Genomic DNA, 14,296 nt, shown 5'->3' with positions numbered 1-14,296 from the left:
TGTGGTGAGTCCATTTGCCCAACCCTGGCAGCCAGTCTTCCTGACCGACTTCATTGCGTCCGTGCATGAGTAACTATAAGGATTTTCTAACCGGCTACAACGTCAGAATGGAAAACGTTTTTTCTATTAGCTGTTTCGAAAGTGGTGTGTTTCGATTTATTCATTTATAAACAGATACTTAAGTTAATCTCCTTCACGTTTTAAGATCCTATCTTCCGATTATCTCGAGGATCTTTTAGGCTGTTTACTTACATGTGGAATGGCAGATCTCTTACACGGGATTTTGGTTGCTTTGGAAACAGATTCTGTGCTCTGATGGTGATCACCCAATGTGGGTGTGACGGCAGGAAAAGAGCAGTGAATGGGGTATTTATAGGTGCTGGTTGAGGCGCTCATAGATGGTTTGGCGCTCTTCAGGGGTGAGCGAAGAGAAGTAGTGGGTAAAGAGGCGCAGTAGCAGGGACTTGTTCATGCCGTCTTGTTGGGTCAGATTACCCAGCTCATCGATGGCCACTGTACTCATGGAGAAGGTCGCTTTTTTAAAACTGGGCTTCAGATGCTCACCACTCTCGATAAAGGCCAGTGCCGACAAGGCTTCATCCCTATGCAGACTCAACTCAAGGCTGACAACCTTGGGTTTACCCTTGGCGTAGAACTCAGCATCTTCGATAAATTCATCGACAGTGAACTTCTTCTGGTGATGCAGCTGATGCTTTTTCTTCAGATCCGCCAAGCCCATCTCATACCCCCACTTTCAGGAACTCTTTGGCGATGGCCCGGATCTCTTCGGCAGATTTGCCATCCGGTTCTATCTCCATCACCGATAATCCCTTTTCCTCACTATCGTCGTAGACGTTGCGGCCATAGGTGATGGAATTCAGTACATCGACTCCGAACGAGGCACATACCTCTTTGGCCTCGAGAATCCGCTTTACCTGATTGGGCAAAGATGGACATTGGGTCAACACAACGGCTGCATTGAGTGTCGGATTGACCATCTTGCAGGTGGTGATCAGATCTTCCATATGGGGCAGGGTCTTGAGGTCGCGGCGTTTCGGGCGCAAGGGGATCAGGGCGTGGGTGGCGACAGCCATGGTGGAGCGCAGTGCCCGGTTGTCTTGCCCGCCGCAATCGACGATGACGTAGTCATAGCGATTTTTCAGGCTAAGCAGATCGTTGCGAATATTGCCATAGAGCTGAACGCAGTTGATTTGTGGCAGATCCGGGTTGTCGTTGCGTTCCTGAATCCAGTCCGAGGTAGTGCGTTGCGGGTCGCAGTCGACCAGTAACACCTCTCCCTGAAATTGGGATCTGAGGTAGACCGCCAGATTTTGCGCCAGGCAGCTCTTGCCACTGCCACCCTTCTCCCCACCGACCAACAAGATCATGACGTTCCCCTATCCATGAGAAAACCGCTGATTTCAGTATAGGAGGGGGTTGGCTCATCACAAGGCGAGAGGAGTGATGCTCCTCTCGTTCTGCAGGTTAATAGTGAACACTGCCGCCATGCCAGCGGCAGACATAGTCGGGCACCAGCATCTGGGGAGCCTTGTCGACATGGCAGACCACCATGGGTATGGCAGGGGCTCCTTCAGCCTGACTGAGGGTGGGGAGCGCAGAGAGCAGCAAAGTCGCGAGCAACAGCATGGGTTTCATCTTCATAACAACTCCTTGGTAGTGTCATTCCTGTGTGATCCGGATCACTTTCTGAGTTAAGTCGAGGTTGGCGCCAGCGCAAGGTGAGGTGAATAAATTCAATTAATGAAAAAAGTATCAAAAGGCGTTGTGGTGACCGACGAGGATGGCTGCCCACCTTGATGCGGACTTTGTGCATATTAAGTTGAACCGCAAAAAGAGGCGGTGACTTATGAGGCTGGGCCTGATGGGGTTGGCGTCAATGCCATGATCTGGAACAAGAAAAGATTTATGCAGTGAATGTGGTCGATGTGAGTATTTATTTCTCCCGCGTTCCTCTCGTTACGGCGATGTATTCAATACACAGGTAGTAATATTCAGATATTATTTTAGTTGCCACCCATTTCATTGTTTTTTAATGTGTTTTTGTTTTTTCTTTTAATCTTTCCAGTGAGTTGGCATGAATAAAAGTTGAATCAACCTGAAATATATCGGGGTGGTTTTGCATGAAGATTCAGGGTTTGCTGAGAGGAAAATGCGTAAATTGCTACTGGAGTCATAGATTGAAAGGTGAATATATTCAGTTCAAAGTGAATGTGATCAATGTCTAAGTTTATTGCTATTGGCAGGTCTAACCTCGGCTTCGAAAGGCAAGGGCAGGATAGAACATAAGCCGATTACCCTACATAAAGAATATCCCGCCTTAGCCACGAGCATGAATAGAAGGAATCTATTCAATCACTCGCAGGGACCACTGCTAGACGGAATATAATCATGAGCAAATTTTATGTAGGTTCTGAAGTTGGCCAATTGCGCCGTGTCATGTTGCACCGCCCCAACCTCAGTCTGAAGCGTCTGACTCCTTCCAACTGCCAGGATCTGCTGTTCGATGACGTCCTGTCTGTTGAACGTGCCGGTCAGGAGCACGACAAATTCGCTCAGGTACTGCGCGATCAGAATGTCGAAGTTTTCCTGCTGACCAATCTGCTGGCGGAAACCCTGGATGTGCCGGAAGCCAAAACCTGGCTGCTGCAACATCAGGTCTCCGACTATCGCCTCGGCTCTTCTTTTGCCAACGACGTGCGCTGCTTCCTGGCTGACATGCCGCACCGCGAACTGGCCCGCATTCTCTCCGGCGGCCTGACTTACTCCGAGATGCCCTACAGCGGCGTCAACATGGTAGTGGGCATGCACGCTCCGACCGATTTCATCATCGAGCCGCTGCCCAACCACCTCTTTACCCGTGACACCTCCTGCTGGGTTTATGGCGGAGTCTCCATCAACCCGATGGCCAAGCCGGCTCGTCGCCGCGAGACCAACCATGTGAAGGCCATCTACCGCTGGCACCCGATGTTTGCCGGCCAGGACTTCATCAAGTACTTCGGTGACGAGGAGCGTGACTACGACAACTCCACCATCGAGGGTGGCGACGTACTGGTGATCGGCCGCGGCGCCGTGCTGATCGGCATGTCCGAGCGCACTACCCCGCAAGGTGTCGAGCACCTGGCTCGCAGCCTGTTCAAACATGGTCAGGCCAAGCAGGTCATCGCCATGGAGCTGCCGAAACATCGCAGCTGCATGCACCTGGATACCGTCATGACTCACATGGACATCGACACCTTCTCCGTCTATCCGGAAGTGATCCGCAAGGATGTGCAGTGCTGGAGCCTGACTCCGGGCGGCGCCACCGGCATGAACATCAAGGAAGAGGGTTACTTCGTCACCGCCATCGAGAAAGCACTGGGCGTGGATCAGCTGAAGATCATCACCACTGGCGGTGACAGCTTCGAAGCCGAACGTGAGCAGTGGAACGACGCCAACAACGTACTGACCGTACGTCCCGGCGTGGTGGTGGGTTACGAGCGCAATACCTACACCAACGAGAAGTATGACAAGGCCGGCATCACAGTTCTCTCCATCCCGGGTGATGAACTGGGCCGTGGCCGCGGCGGCGCCCGCTGCATGAGCTGCCCGATGGAACGCGACAGCATCTGATGAGACGGCGTGGCGCCGGCAGAAGCTGGCGCCACACAGAACCAAACTCGAGATTAACCACTATGAAAAAACCAACTGTCGTCGTCGCTCTGGGTGGCAATGCACTGCTCCGTCGTGGTGAGCCACTGGAAGCGGATATCCAGCGCAAGAACATTGCAACTGCCGCCAAGACCATCGCCCTGATCGCTCAGGAGTACAACGTGGTGCTGGTGCATGGCAACGGCCCGCAAGTCGGCCTGCTGGCCCTGCAGAACAGCGCCTACACCAAGGTATCCCCCTATCCGCTGGATGTGCTGGGTGCCGAGTCCCAAGGCATGATCGGCTACATGCTGATCCAGGAGCTGAAAAACCTGATGCCGAGCCGCAACGTCACCGCGCTGCTGACCCAGGTGCAGGTTGATCCCAAGGATCCGGCATTTGCCAATCCGACCAAATTTATCGGCCCCGTCTACGAAGAGGCTGAAGCCCGCACCCTGGCAGAAGAGAAGCACTGGGTGGTCAAGGCTGACGGCAAGTTCTTCCGCCGCGTAGTACCGTCCCCGCTGCCTCAGCGCATCGTTGAAGGCGATGCCATCGAAACCCTGATTGCCCAGGGCCACCTCATCATCTGTACCGGTGGTGGTGGTATCCCGGTGACCTGGGATGGCCAGAGCCTGACCGGTATCGAAGCCGTCATCGACAAGGACATGTCTGCCGCCTATCTGGCCAAGCAGATCAAGGCCGACGCCCTGCTGATCCTGACCGATGCCGATGCCGTCTATCTGGATTGGGGCAAGCCGACCCAGCGTCCGCTGCGAGTCACCAGCCCGGACGAGCTGGCCGGGGTCAAGTTCGATGCAGGTTCCATGGGGCCGAAAGTCGAAGCCTCTTGTGAATTTGTCAAAGCGACCGGCGGCATGGTCGGCATCGGCTCGCTGGAAGATGGCCTCGCCATCCTCAAGGGGGAAGCCGGCACCAATATCGTCGCCACCCGCACCGTACATGCGTAATTACCGACATCTGTACTGAGAATGCGTAGTCAACACTACTGCCCGAACTGGTCTGAAACATATATAGAGAGAACTCATCATGGCTTTTAATCTGCGTAACCGTAACTTCCTGAAACTGCTGGACTTCACCCCGCGCGAAATCCAATACATGATCGACCTGGCCATCGACCTGAAAAAAGCCAAATACGGTGGCTACGAGCGCAAGCATCTGGTCGGCAAGAACATCGCCCTGATTTTCGAGAAGACCTCCACCCGTACCCGTTGTGCGTTTGAAGTGGCGGCCTTCGACCAGGGCGCGCAAGTCTCCTACCTTGGCCCGAGCGGTTCCCAAATTGGTCACAAGGAGTCCATGAAGGACACCGCCCGTGTACTGGGTCGTATGTATGACGGTATCGAATACCGCGGCTACGGTCAGGAGATCGTGGAAGAGCTGGGCGCCTACGCCGGTGTCCCAGTCTGGAACGGCCTGACCAACGAATTCCACCCGACCCAGATCCTGGCCGACTTCATGACCATGCTGGAGCACGGCAAGGGCAAGCGTCTGGATCAAATCAAGTTCGCCTACCTGGGTGATGCCCGCAACAACATGGGTAACTCCCTGATGGTCGGCGCCGCCAAAATGGGCATGGACATCCGTCTGGTCGCGCCGAAAGCTTTCTGGCCGGAAGAGGAGCTGGTTGCCAAGTGCCGCCTGATCGCCGAAGAGACCGGCGCACGCATCACCCTGACCGAAGATGTGAAAGAGGGCGTGCTGGGTGCGGACTTCCTCTACACCGACGTCTGGGTATCCATGGGTGAAGCGAAAGAAGCCTGGGATCAGCGCGTCAAACTGATGACCCCGTATCAGGTCAACATGGATGTCATCAACGCCACCAAGAACCCGGATGTGAAGTTCATGCACTGCCTGCCGGCGTTCCACAACGACGAGACCACCATGGGCAAGGAAGTGGCTGACAAATATGGCATGAAAGGCCTGGAAGTAACCGAGGACGTGTTCGAATCCGAGCACAGCATCGTGTTCGACGAGGCCGAAAACCGGATGCACACCATCAAGGCAGTGATGGTTGCTACGCTGGGCGACTAAGGTCGCAGTAGTGGTGCCGGGGGGCGACCCCCGGCTTTTCGACCATGTGACAGCGGCATAATACCTCTAACCCTACAACCCGCAGCCTGCATGGATACCACACCCACAGAAGGAAGCTGGACCATGACCAAATTCAAGTTCCCGTCAGCCTACACGATACTGTTTGTGCTGATCGCCCTGGTGGCCGCCCTGAGCTGGATAGTGCCGGCCGGCAAATATGAGATGACCATGAACGAAGCCCTCGGCAAAGAAGTGCCGGTGGCGGGTACCTACAAACTGGTGGAGGGGAATCCCCAGGGGATCGTCGATGTGCTGCTGGCACCTATCGATGGCCTCTATAACCACGACACCTATGAGGCAGGCGCCATCGACGTCTCCCTCTTTATCCTGATCATCGGTGGTTTTCTTGGCATTGTGACCAAGACAGGTGCCATCGATGCCGGTATCGAGCGCGTCACCGATCGTCTGCGCGGCCGGGAAGAGTGGATGATCCCGATCCTGATGGCGCTGTTCGCCGCAGGCGGCACCATCTACGGCATGGCCGAAGAGTCGCTGCCGTTCTACACCCTGCTGGTGCCGGTGATGATGGCCGCCCGCTTCGACCCTGTGGTGGCTGCAGCAACCGTGCTGCTGGGGGCCGGTATCGGTACTCTGGGTTCCACCATCAACCCGTTTGCGACCGTGATTGCGGCCAACGCGGCCGGTATCTCCTTCACCGACGGTATCTGGCTGCGCGTCGCCATGCTGGTCGCCGGCTGGCTGCTCTGCGTTGCCTACGTCATGCGTTACGCCAAGATGGTGCGCAGCGATCCGAGCAAATCGCTGGTGGCTGACAAGTGGGAAGAGAACCGTGCCCACTTCCTTGGCAACAAGAGCGACCAGATGCTGGAGTTCACCCTGACCCGTAAAATCGTGCTGGGTATCTTCGTCGCCGCCTTTGCCGTGATGATCTATGGTGTGGCCGTGCTGGGCTGGTGGATGGCGCAGATCTCCGGTGTGTTCCTGGCTGCCGCCATCATCGTTGGTCTCATCTCCCGCATGAGCGAGGAGGAGTTGACCTCCAACTTTATCGACGGTGCCCGCGACCTGCTGGGTGTGGCGCTGATCATCGGTATCGCCCGCGGTATCGTGGTGGTAATGGATAACGGCATGATCACTCACACCATTTTGCACAGTGCAGAAGGGATCGTGACCGGCCTCTCCACCATCGTCTTTATCAACGTGATGTTCGTGCTGGAAGTGGTGCTCTCCTTCTTGGTGCCGTCCTCCTCCGGTCTGGCCGTACTGACCATGCCGATCATGGCGCCGCTGGCCGACTTCGCCAACGTGGGCCGCGATCTGGTGGTGACTGCTTACCAGTCTGCCTCCGGTCTGGTGAACCTGGTGACTCCGACCTCCGCCGTGGTCATGGGCGGTCTGGCGATTGCCAAGGTGCCTTATGTGCGCTGGCTGAAGTGGGTGGCTCCGCTGCTCGGTATCCTGACCGTGCTGATCGTGGTCTGCCTGAGCCTGGGGGCCGTGCTCTCCTGAGGGATAACAAGCAAGATAAAACGGGAGCCTGTGGGCTCCCGTTTTTTATGGGCGCAAGAAGTGATGAACACAAAATAGCAAGCAACAAAAAGGCGACCCGCGGGTCGCCTCGATGTATTTAGGGGAAATAGCTTAGCGTGCCTGCGCCAGCGTGCGCACCACGGCGGCATGGGCCTGACGGGTACGGCTGATATGGCGCGGCGCGACCAGCACCACGTCATTGCCCGCGACGGCGCCCATGATCTCGGGATTGGCGTTGCGATCCAGCAGGCGAGCCACCACGGTGGCGGCCCCCGGAGTGGTGTGGATCAGCACCATCTGCTGGTTGTGTACCACTTCGCGCACCATGTCGTGGATCGAGCGGGTACTGCCGGCGGGTTCCAGCTGCTCATCGACCAGGGTGTAGACCTTCTTGCCGTTGGCATTCTGCGCCTTGGCCACGCCGAGGCGGCGCAACAGACGGGAGATGGTGGACTGGCTGATGTCGGCAAAGCCGCGCTCCGACAGCTCGCGGCGGATCTCTTCCTGTGTGCTGTAACAGTGCTGACCGATGATCTGGCGACAGGCATCCAGCTGGGCCAGATCGGGCTCTTGGGCAACGGGACGACTGAGGGTTTTGACCACGGCGAATTCCTTTGATGATGACCGGAGGTAAACGCGCGATATCTGCCATAGCAGTCAGTTATCAGGTAAAAACACTGATAATCAACCTATATGCAGGGAATGAGCGGGCATTACCATCTTGCGATGGCAAATTATAGCTGACTGGAAATTCGGTGATGTGACAGGGTTCAAAAATGGGCCCCGTGGGGCCCAATCAGATATCAGTAACGCTCGCTGACGATGTCCTGAGTGAAGGACTTCTCGCAATATTTGCACTTCATCCGTACCACGCCTTTCACTTCGCGCACCCGGAAGTAGCTGTCCACCGGCTCGTTGTGGGAGATGCAGTTGGAGTTGGGACAGTGGAACACCCCGGCAATGAACTCCGGCAACTCCAGCTGGTGCTTCTTCACCACATTGAAGTCTTCAATGATGTTGACGGTCGCTTTCGGGGCGAACAGCGCCAACTGGTTGGCTTGTTGCTCGGTCAGACGGGTGTTCTCAATCTTGATGAGATCCTTCTTGCCCAGCGCGCCGGATTTCAGGTTGAAGCCGACGGTGATCCGCTCCTGGGTTTCGACCAGCTGGAACAGCTTGAGGATCTTGATGCCCTGGCCAGCGGGGATGTGATCGATGACGGAGCCGTGACGGATGGCTTCGACTTGCAGTTGGTTCTTGTCAGACATGATATTCCCCTAAGCTCAGACAGTTTCGTTCAGTACCAGTGCCAGCAGCGCCTGGCGTGCATAGACCCCGTTCTCCGCCTGCTGGAAGTAGCAAGCGTGGGGGGTCTTGTCGACCGCCACATCGATCTCGTCGACGCGGGGCAGGGGATGCAGGATCTTCATGGTGGGCTTGGCCCCTTCCAGGGTCGCCAGCTCCAGAATGAACTTGGCGGCCATGTGCTTGTATTCGGTCTCGTCGAAGCGCTCTTTCTGGACGCGGGTCATGTAGAGAATGTCCAGTTCCGGCATCACCTCTTCCATGGTCTGGTGGACGCTGAACTGGATGCCCTTCTCTTCCAGCTCTTCGCAGATGTAGTCCGGCATCGCCAGCGCTTCCGGGGAGATGAAGAAGAAGCGGCAGTTGAACAGGCTGAGGGCCTGGGCCAGCGAGTGTACGGTGCGGCCATATTTCAGGTCACCGACGAAAGCGACGTTGAGGTTGTCCAGACGGCCCTGGGTCTCATGGATGGTGAACAGGTCGAGCAGGGTCTGGCTCGGATGCTGGTTGGAGCCGTCGCCGCCGTTGATGACCGGCACGCGGGAGAATTCGGAGGCCAGACGGGCCGCGCCCTCTTTCGGGTGGCGCATCACCACCGCATCCGAGTAGGAGCCGATGATCTTGATGGAGTCAGCCAGCGTCTCGCCCTTCTTGGCGCTGGTGTTGCCACCGTCGGCGAAGCCGATGATGTTGCCGCCAAGGCGCTGTACCGCGGTCTCGAACGAGAGGCGGGTGCGGGTGGAGGCTTCGAAGAAGCAGCTGGCAACCAGCTTGTCTTTCAACAGGCTGGTGTCAGGTTCAGCCTTCAACCGTTGTGCGGTTGAGACTACCAGTTCCATTTCTGACCGGGTCAGGTCCGAAATGGAGATGACATGTTTCTTATAGAGTGGATTGGTCATCGTCTGCATTCCCTTTGACATCATTGGAGGTTTTTCGGGCACAAAAAAAAGCCCCTGAAACAGGGGCTTTTTTTAAAAATAACTGGGGATCGTTGGGGTGGGAACCGGAAACAACGGGGCCGCTCTGGTGCGCACCACCCGTCTGCAAGGCTGTTTTCTGAATCAAAAACTGCATCGTTTCGTCCCGACCTTTTTCAAAACCGGACAGATTATAGGGCCGCTTTTTTAATTGTCAAAATTTTATTTACGATGCCAATTTCAGCATGAAAAACGTTTAAGTGACGGAAACATGACGACAAATCCACACCTTGTGCGTCTCTTGCAGCGATTCCCCATCGCGGGCCATGGCGCGCAAATAACCGAGTCTGTGGTGTCCTTCCAGCAGGCAGTAGGGGCGGGGTAGGGGATGACCGTTCGGGTAGCTGGCTCCCTCCTCCGGCGCCAGCACGATGACAGGTTCCGGCCAGGTGCCTTCGCTCAGCATCTTCTCGCCGAGCCAGGAGCGACGCACATAGCGGTTGCTGCGCAGCATCTCGCCCCAGCGCTCGATCACCTCCATATGGCGGGAGTCCACCTGATCCACCAGTTGGGCGGTGGGCCAGCTTTCACAGGTGAACTGATGGCTGGCGAGATCGATAAAGCTCCAGTTGGACTCAAAACCGCGCCAATGGCGGTAAATCCACTGGGAGAGCACATTTTCAGGAATAAAGGGCACCAGTGGTGCGACCCGTTCAAGATAGGCGGGCAGGGACTCTGTTTTGCGTTCATCCCTGAAGTTGAGGGGCGCCAGTTGTTGGAGCAGTCGGTAATTGAGCATAAGTGGCCTCCCGGTACCTGATTTCACCCTACCCCCATTTATGTCCCATTCCTACCCCGGCAGGGCTGCAAATACAGCAAGTTATCCCGCTTTGCTGTACAAACAACCGCGACTTGTTCGGGATTTGTGCAATCGCATCGAAAGCGTAAAAAAAGCCTTTACCTTTGATCTCCACTCTGTATACTACGCCTCGTTTGTTGCAGGGGCGTAGTTCCAATTGGTAGAACAGCGGTCTCCAAAACCGATGGTTGCGGGTTCGAGTCCTGCCGCCCCTGCCATTTTCAGAAAGGCCAGCTCATTGAGCTGGCCTTTCGCATTTCCGGCGTTCGCCAATTTATCCCTCTCTCCTTTCTCTTCTCCTTCTTGCCGCTAGCCCTCGGTGACTGTGGCCACATTGATCTCGATGTCTGCCGCAAGAGCATTCAGTGTGCAGCAACCCGCTGTTTCAGGACGGTGACCAGCCGCTGGTGGCGGGCGGGGAGCGGCCACTCGGCGCGGTAGATCAGCCAGAGGGTGTCGATCACTTCAATGCTGCTCTGGATCACCCGGATCTTCTCCGGCTGGGCAAAGGCGGTGACGGCGAAGCGGGGCAGCACGGTAAAGCCGAGGCCGCGGGCGACCGGCTCCAGGATCAGGCCGATCTGGTTGGTAAAGCCGCGCAGGGGGAGCTCGTCAACGCGCTGGCCGGGGTAGCGTCGTCCCAACAGGCGTTGTGCCATGCTGCGGCCATCCGGGTGGTCGATAAAGCCGAGCTGACAGAGGTGCTGCCAGCTCGGCTCCTCGCCATCGTTGGGCACCACCAGACAGAGGGGTTCGCGGGCGAAGGGCTCGGCGGCGATGCTGGGGTGTTCCGGCGGCTGATCCACCAGTCCCAGATCGCTGCGCCCTGCCAGTACCGCCTGCACTATGTCGGGGGTGGGGGCGAAACGGTGCTGGATGGTGAGTCCGGGGTGCTCCTGTTGCTGGTCGAGCAGCAGGGGATAGAGCAGCAGACCGATGCTACCCGGGGTGGACAGGGTGATGGCGCCGCGGTGAGGATCGTCGTCCGAGAGGCGTGCCCGCAACTGTTCGGCGGCCTGCGCCTGTTGGCGGGCGAAGTCGAGCAGCACCAGCCCGCGCGGGGTGAGCTCCAGCTGACGGGGCTTGCGCAGCAGCAGGGTGCCAAATTCAGCCTCGAGACGCGAGATATGCTGACTGACGGCGGCCTGAGTGAGATCCAGCCGCTCGGCGGCGCGGGTAAAACTGCCGGTTTCATGCACCACCACCAGGGTGTGGAGCCAGAGTGGATTAACCATAAATTTAATTTATACCTTCGATTACTTTGGCCTTATTTTTCATTATGTCGCCCCTTCCTATCATGTCACCTGTTTCCCACACACAATTTCAAGGTGACGTATGACCTATCCACGCAACTTCTCCCACATCGGCATCACGGTGACTGACCTCGACAAAGCGGTCGAGTTCTATACCAAGGTGATGGGCTGGTATCTCATCATGCCGGCCACCACCATCAGCGAGGATGACTCTGCCATCGGCGTGATGTGCAACGACGTGTTCGGCCCGGGCTGGGGTTGTTTTCGCATCGCCCACCTCTCTACCGGCGACAAGATCGGCATCGAACTGTTCGAGTTCCCCAACAGCGAGCGCCGTGAGAACAACTTCGAATTCTGGAAGACCGGGGTGTTCCATTTCAGCGTGCAGGATCCGGATGTCGAGGGGCTGGCGGCGCGCATCGTCGCGGCGGGCGGCAAGCAGCGGATGCCGGTGCGCGAGTACTACCCGGGCGAGAAGCCCTACCGCATGGTCTACATGGAAGATCCCTTCGGCAATATCGTCGAGATCTACAGCCACAGCTATGAGCTGACCTACTCCGCCGGTGCATATCAGGGGTAAGTAACAGGCCGCCTTAGGGCGGCCTGCTGCTTTGTTGTTACAAGAGTCAGTAGCATGGAATAGCGATCTGGTTCACACGAATAGCGCGTTCTGTTGTTGATAGATGGGAAAATATACAGATTCACTAAAGTCTGTTCATATTGCGGCCGATAGCCTTTGATACATCAGGGTTTTCCCTGCCTGACACAACAACAAGGATTCGTCGTCATGACCCTCTCTCTGCGCGGCAAGCTGCTGGCCACCAGTCTTGGCGTAGTGCTGCTGATGGCATCACTGCTCGGCATCGTTGCCTTTCACACCCTAAAATCTCGCACCATGAGCGCCATCCAGAGCGAGGCGGTCAACTATGGCCACGCCTACTCGGTCGCCATCGGCGAATGGATGACGGATCGCAAGAACACCGTCCATGCGCTGGTCAACCTGATCAGCGATAACCCCCAAGCCGAGCTGGTGCCGCACCTGAAGCAGGCCTACACCTCCGGCGGCTTCGGCCTCACCTATTTTGGCTCCGCGCAGGGGGTGATGACCCGGCAGGATCCCTCCCTCAACACCGGCAACTATGACCCGCGCGAGCGCCCCTGGTATCAGGATGCGGTGAAGGCGGGGCAGCTGATCGTCACTGCCCCCTATGTCAGCGTCACCATGCAGAAGCTGGTGGTTACTCTCTCCGAGCCGGTGCGCCATCAGGGCGAGCTGGTCGGCGCCGTGGGGGCCAACCTGGCGCTCGACAAGCTGATCGATGAAGTACTGGCGATGAAGGTGCAGGGTGAGGGCTACGCCATGCTGCTCGACAGCAGCGGCCTCATCGTCGGCCATCCGCAGAAGGATCTGGCACTCAAGCCCATCGCCGAGCTGGCGCCGGGACTCTCTGCCGCCACCTTCCAGCAGTGGGGCCGCGAAAACAGCGAGCTGCACGCCGCCACCCTCGACGGGCGGGATGTGCTGCTGGCGGTACAACCGGTGCCGGGCACCGACTGGCTGCTGGCCATGGTGATGTATCGCGATGTGCTGGAGGCGCCGCTCAGCAGCCTGCTGTGGGAGCTGGTGGGGCTGACCCTGGTGCTGATGCTGGTATTCAGCGCTCTGCTCACCGCCACCTTCAAATACCTGTTCGCCGATCTCGGTCGGGTCGCGCACGCCCTGCACGACATTGCCCACGGCGAGGGGGATCTCACCGTTCACATCAACACCCACAGCAAGGATGAGGTGGGCCAGCTGGCCCAGAACTTCAACCAGTTCGTGGCGCGGCTGCATGGCATCGTCAGCCGGTTGCGGGATGTGACCATCGAGCTGGCGGCACAGTCCCGTGCCCAGGCGGCCGGGGCGCAGGCCCGCAGTCAGCGGGTACGCCAGCAGCAGGACGAGATCGTGATGGTGGCGACCGCGGTGACCGAGATGGCTTCCGCTACCCAGGAGATCGCCGGTAACGCCGAGTTTGCCGCCACTACCGCCACCGATGCGGTTGCACTGGCGGTCGCCGGTCAATCCCAGGTTGGCCAGAGTCAGCGCAGCATTACCGGTCTGGCGGACGAAGTGGCCGATGCCAGCCAGATCATCAATGAGCTCGACAACCATGCCCAGAAGATCAGCGGCATTCTGGCGACCATCAGCGGCATCGCCGAGCAGACCAATCTGCTGGCGCTCAACGCCGCCATCGAGGCTGCCCGGGCCGGTGAGCAGGGCCGCGGTTTTGCGGTAGTCGCGGACGAGGTACGGGTGCTGTCACGCCGCACCCACGACTCCACCGACGAGATCCAGCAGATGATCGAGACCCTGCAGCAGACCACCCGTCGCGCCGTGGGTGGTATGGAGACCAGCCGTCAGCTGGCGGGTACCAGCGTCGAGGATGCGGAAGCGGCCAACCAGAGCCTTGCCCGGATCAACGAGGCGATCGGCTCCATCAGCGACATGGCGACCCAGATCGCCGCAGCGGCCGAGGAGCAGACCTCGGTGACCGGCGAGATCAGCCGCAATACCGAGAATATCCGCCACGTCTCGCAAGAGCTGGCCGAGCAGGCGGGCAACGAGGCGGCTCAGGCGGCCGAACTCAAGTCGCTGACCGAGCGGCTGGAGCAGGAGATCGGCCGCTTCCGGCTCTGATCCTCAGGCCATCTTCCATGAAAAAGGG

Annotated in this window: 15 protein-coding genes and 1 tRNA gene; 7 read left to right on the top strand and 9 right to left on the bottom strand. The window is 57.7% G+C overall.

Features of this window, described 5'->3' with window-relative positions; genetic code table 11:
* Positions 1-370: 370 nt before the first annotated feature.
* The 3 genes from G5195_RS14230 to G5195_RS14220 all read right to left on the bottom strand — a co-directional run bounded on the left by G5195_RS14230 (position 371) and on the right by G5195_RS14220 (position 1,662).
* Positions 371-739, bottom strand: coding sequence for a CopG family transcriptional regulator (locus G5195_RS14230; RefSeq protein WP_216952276.1), 369 nt, complete (start codon positions 737-739; stop codon positions 371-373).
* 1 nt (position 740) lies between these two features.
* The gene (locus G5195_RS14225) at positions 741-1,388 is read right to left on the bottom strand and encodes an AAA family ATPase (protein WP_216952274.1); all 648 of its coding nucleotides are present in this window, start codon (positions 1,386-1,388) and stop codon (positions 741-743) included.
* A gap of 97 nt (positions 1,389-1,485) precedes the next feature.
* On the bottom strand, positions 1,486-1,662 hold the full coding sequence (locus tag G5195_RS14220) for a hypothetical protein (protein ID WP_421172631.1): 177 nt from the start codon (positions 1,660-1,662) through the stop codon (positions 1,486-1,488).
* Positions 1,663-2,409: 747 nt separating this feature from the next.
* Between G5195_RS14220 and arcA the strand changes: the two genes are divergently transcribed.
* From arcA to G5195_RS14200, 4 genes are all read left to right on the top strand, one after another.
* Entirely contained in the window at positions 2,410-3,630 is a 1,221-nt protein-coding gene (gene arcA / locus G5195_RS14215; protein ID WP_005339718.1) for an arginine deiminase, read from the top strand.
* A 62-nt stretch (positions 3,631-3,692) separates the two neighbouring features.
* Positions 3,693-4,619 carry a carbamate kinase gene (gene arcC, locus G5195_RS14210; protein ID WP_005339719.1) on the top strand — a complete coding sequence of 309 codons (927 nt, stop codon included), beginning with the start codon at positions 3,693-3,695 and terminating at the stop codon, positions 4,617-4,619.
* A 79-nt stretch (positions 4,620-4,698) separates the two neighbouring features.
* Complete coding sequence (argF, locus tag G5195_RS14205) at positions 4,699-5,703, top strand: ornithine carbamoyltransferase (protein WP_005339721.1); 1,005 nt, start codon at positions 4,699-4,701, stop codon at positions 5,701-5,703.
* A gap of 123 nt (positions 5,704-5,826) precedes the next feature.
* Entirely contained in the window at positions 5,827-7,233 is a 1,407-nt protein-coding gene (locus G5195_RS14200; protein WP_005339725.1) for a YfcC family protein, read from the top strand.
* A 132-nt stretch (positions 7,234-7,365) separates the two neighbouring features.
* Here G5195_RS14200 and G5195_RS14195 read toward each other — a convergent pair whose 3' ends face one another.
* The 5 genes from G5195_RS14195 to G5195_RS14175 all read right to left on the bottom strand — a co-directional run bounded on the left by G5195_RS14195 (position 7,366) and on the right by G5195_RS14175 (position 10,275).
* The gene (locus tag G5195_RS14195; RefSeq protein ID WP_005339728.1) at positions 7,366-7,857 is read right to left on the bottom strand and encodes an arginine repressor; all 492 of its coding nucleotides are present in this window, start codon (positions 7,855-7,857) and stop codon (positions 7,366-7,368) included.
* A gap of 200 nt (positions 7,858-8,057) precedes the next feature.
* Entirely contained in the window at positions 8,058-8,522 is a 465-nt protein-coding gene (pyrI, locus tag G5195_RS14190; RefSeq protein ID WP_005339730.1) for an aspartate carbamoyltransferase regulatory subunit, read from the bottom strand.
* Between the two features lie 15 nt (positions 8,523-8,537).
* The gene (gene pyrB / locus G5195_RS14185) at positions 8,538-9,458 is read right to left on the bottom strand and encodes an aspartate carbamoyltransferase (RefSeq protein WP_005339735.1); all 921 of its coding nucleotides are present in this window, start codon (positions 9,456-9,458) and stop codon (positions 8,538-8,540) included.
* Complete coding sequence (locus G5195_RS14180; protein ID WP_013724188.1) at positions 9,439-9,633, bottom strand: hypothetical protein; 195 nt, start codon at positions 9,631-9,633, stop codon at positions 9,439-9,441. The genes pyrB and G5195_RS14180 overlap by 20 nt, the downstream gene beginning before the upstream one ends.
* Before the next feature lie 99 nt (positions 9,634-9,732).
* Complete coding sequence (locus G5195_RS14175; protein ID WP_421172629.1) at positions 9,733-10,275, bottom strand: hypothetical protein; 543 nt, start codon at positions 10,273-10,275, stop codon at positions 9,733-9,735.
* A 201-nt stretch (positions 10,276-10,476) separates the two neighbouring features.
* Here G5195_RS14175 and G5195_RS14170 point away from each other — a divergent pair.
* Positions 10,477-10,553, top strand: a tRNA-Trp gene (locus G5195_RS14170).
* 144 nt (positions 10,554-10,697) lie between these two features.
* Here the strand turns inward: G5195_RS14170 and G5195_RS14165 are convergent.
* On the bottom strand, positions 10,698-11,570 hold the full coding sequence (locus G5195_RS14165; RefSeq protein WP_421223000.1) for a LysR family transcriptional regulator: 873 nt from the start codon (positions 11,568-11,570) through the stop codon (positions 10,698-10,700).
* 100 nt (positions 11,571-11,670) lie between these two features.
* Between G5195_RS14165 and G5195_RS14160 the strand changes: the two genes are divergently transcribed.
* On the top strand, positions 11,671-12,168 hold the full coding sequence (locus G5195_RS14160; protein WP_201990916.1) for a lactoylglutathione lyase family protein: 498 nt from the start codon (positions 11,671-11,673) through the stop codon (positions 12,166-12,168).
* Between the two features lie 207 nt (positions 12,169-12,375).
* Positions 12,376-14,268 carry a methyl-accepting chemotaxis protein gene (locus G5195_RS14155; RefSeq protein WP_421206335.1) on the top strand — a complete coding sequence of 631 codons (1,893 nt, stop codon included), beginning with the start codon at positions 12,376-12,378 and terminating at the stop codon, positions 14,266-14,268.
* The last annotated feature ends 28 nt before the right edge of the window (positions 14,269-14,296 follow it).

It is taken from the genome of Aeromonas sp. 601039 (assembly GCF_049174415.1).
Taxonomy (GTDB): domain Bacteria; phylum Pseudomonadota; class Gammaproteobacteria; order Enterobacterales; family Aeromonadaceae; genus Aeromonas; species Aeromonas veronii_A.
Note: the sequence above shows the minus strand (reverse complement) of the source record. Positions and strands in the feature narration are given on the sequence as shown.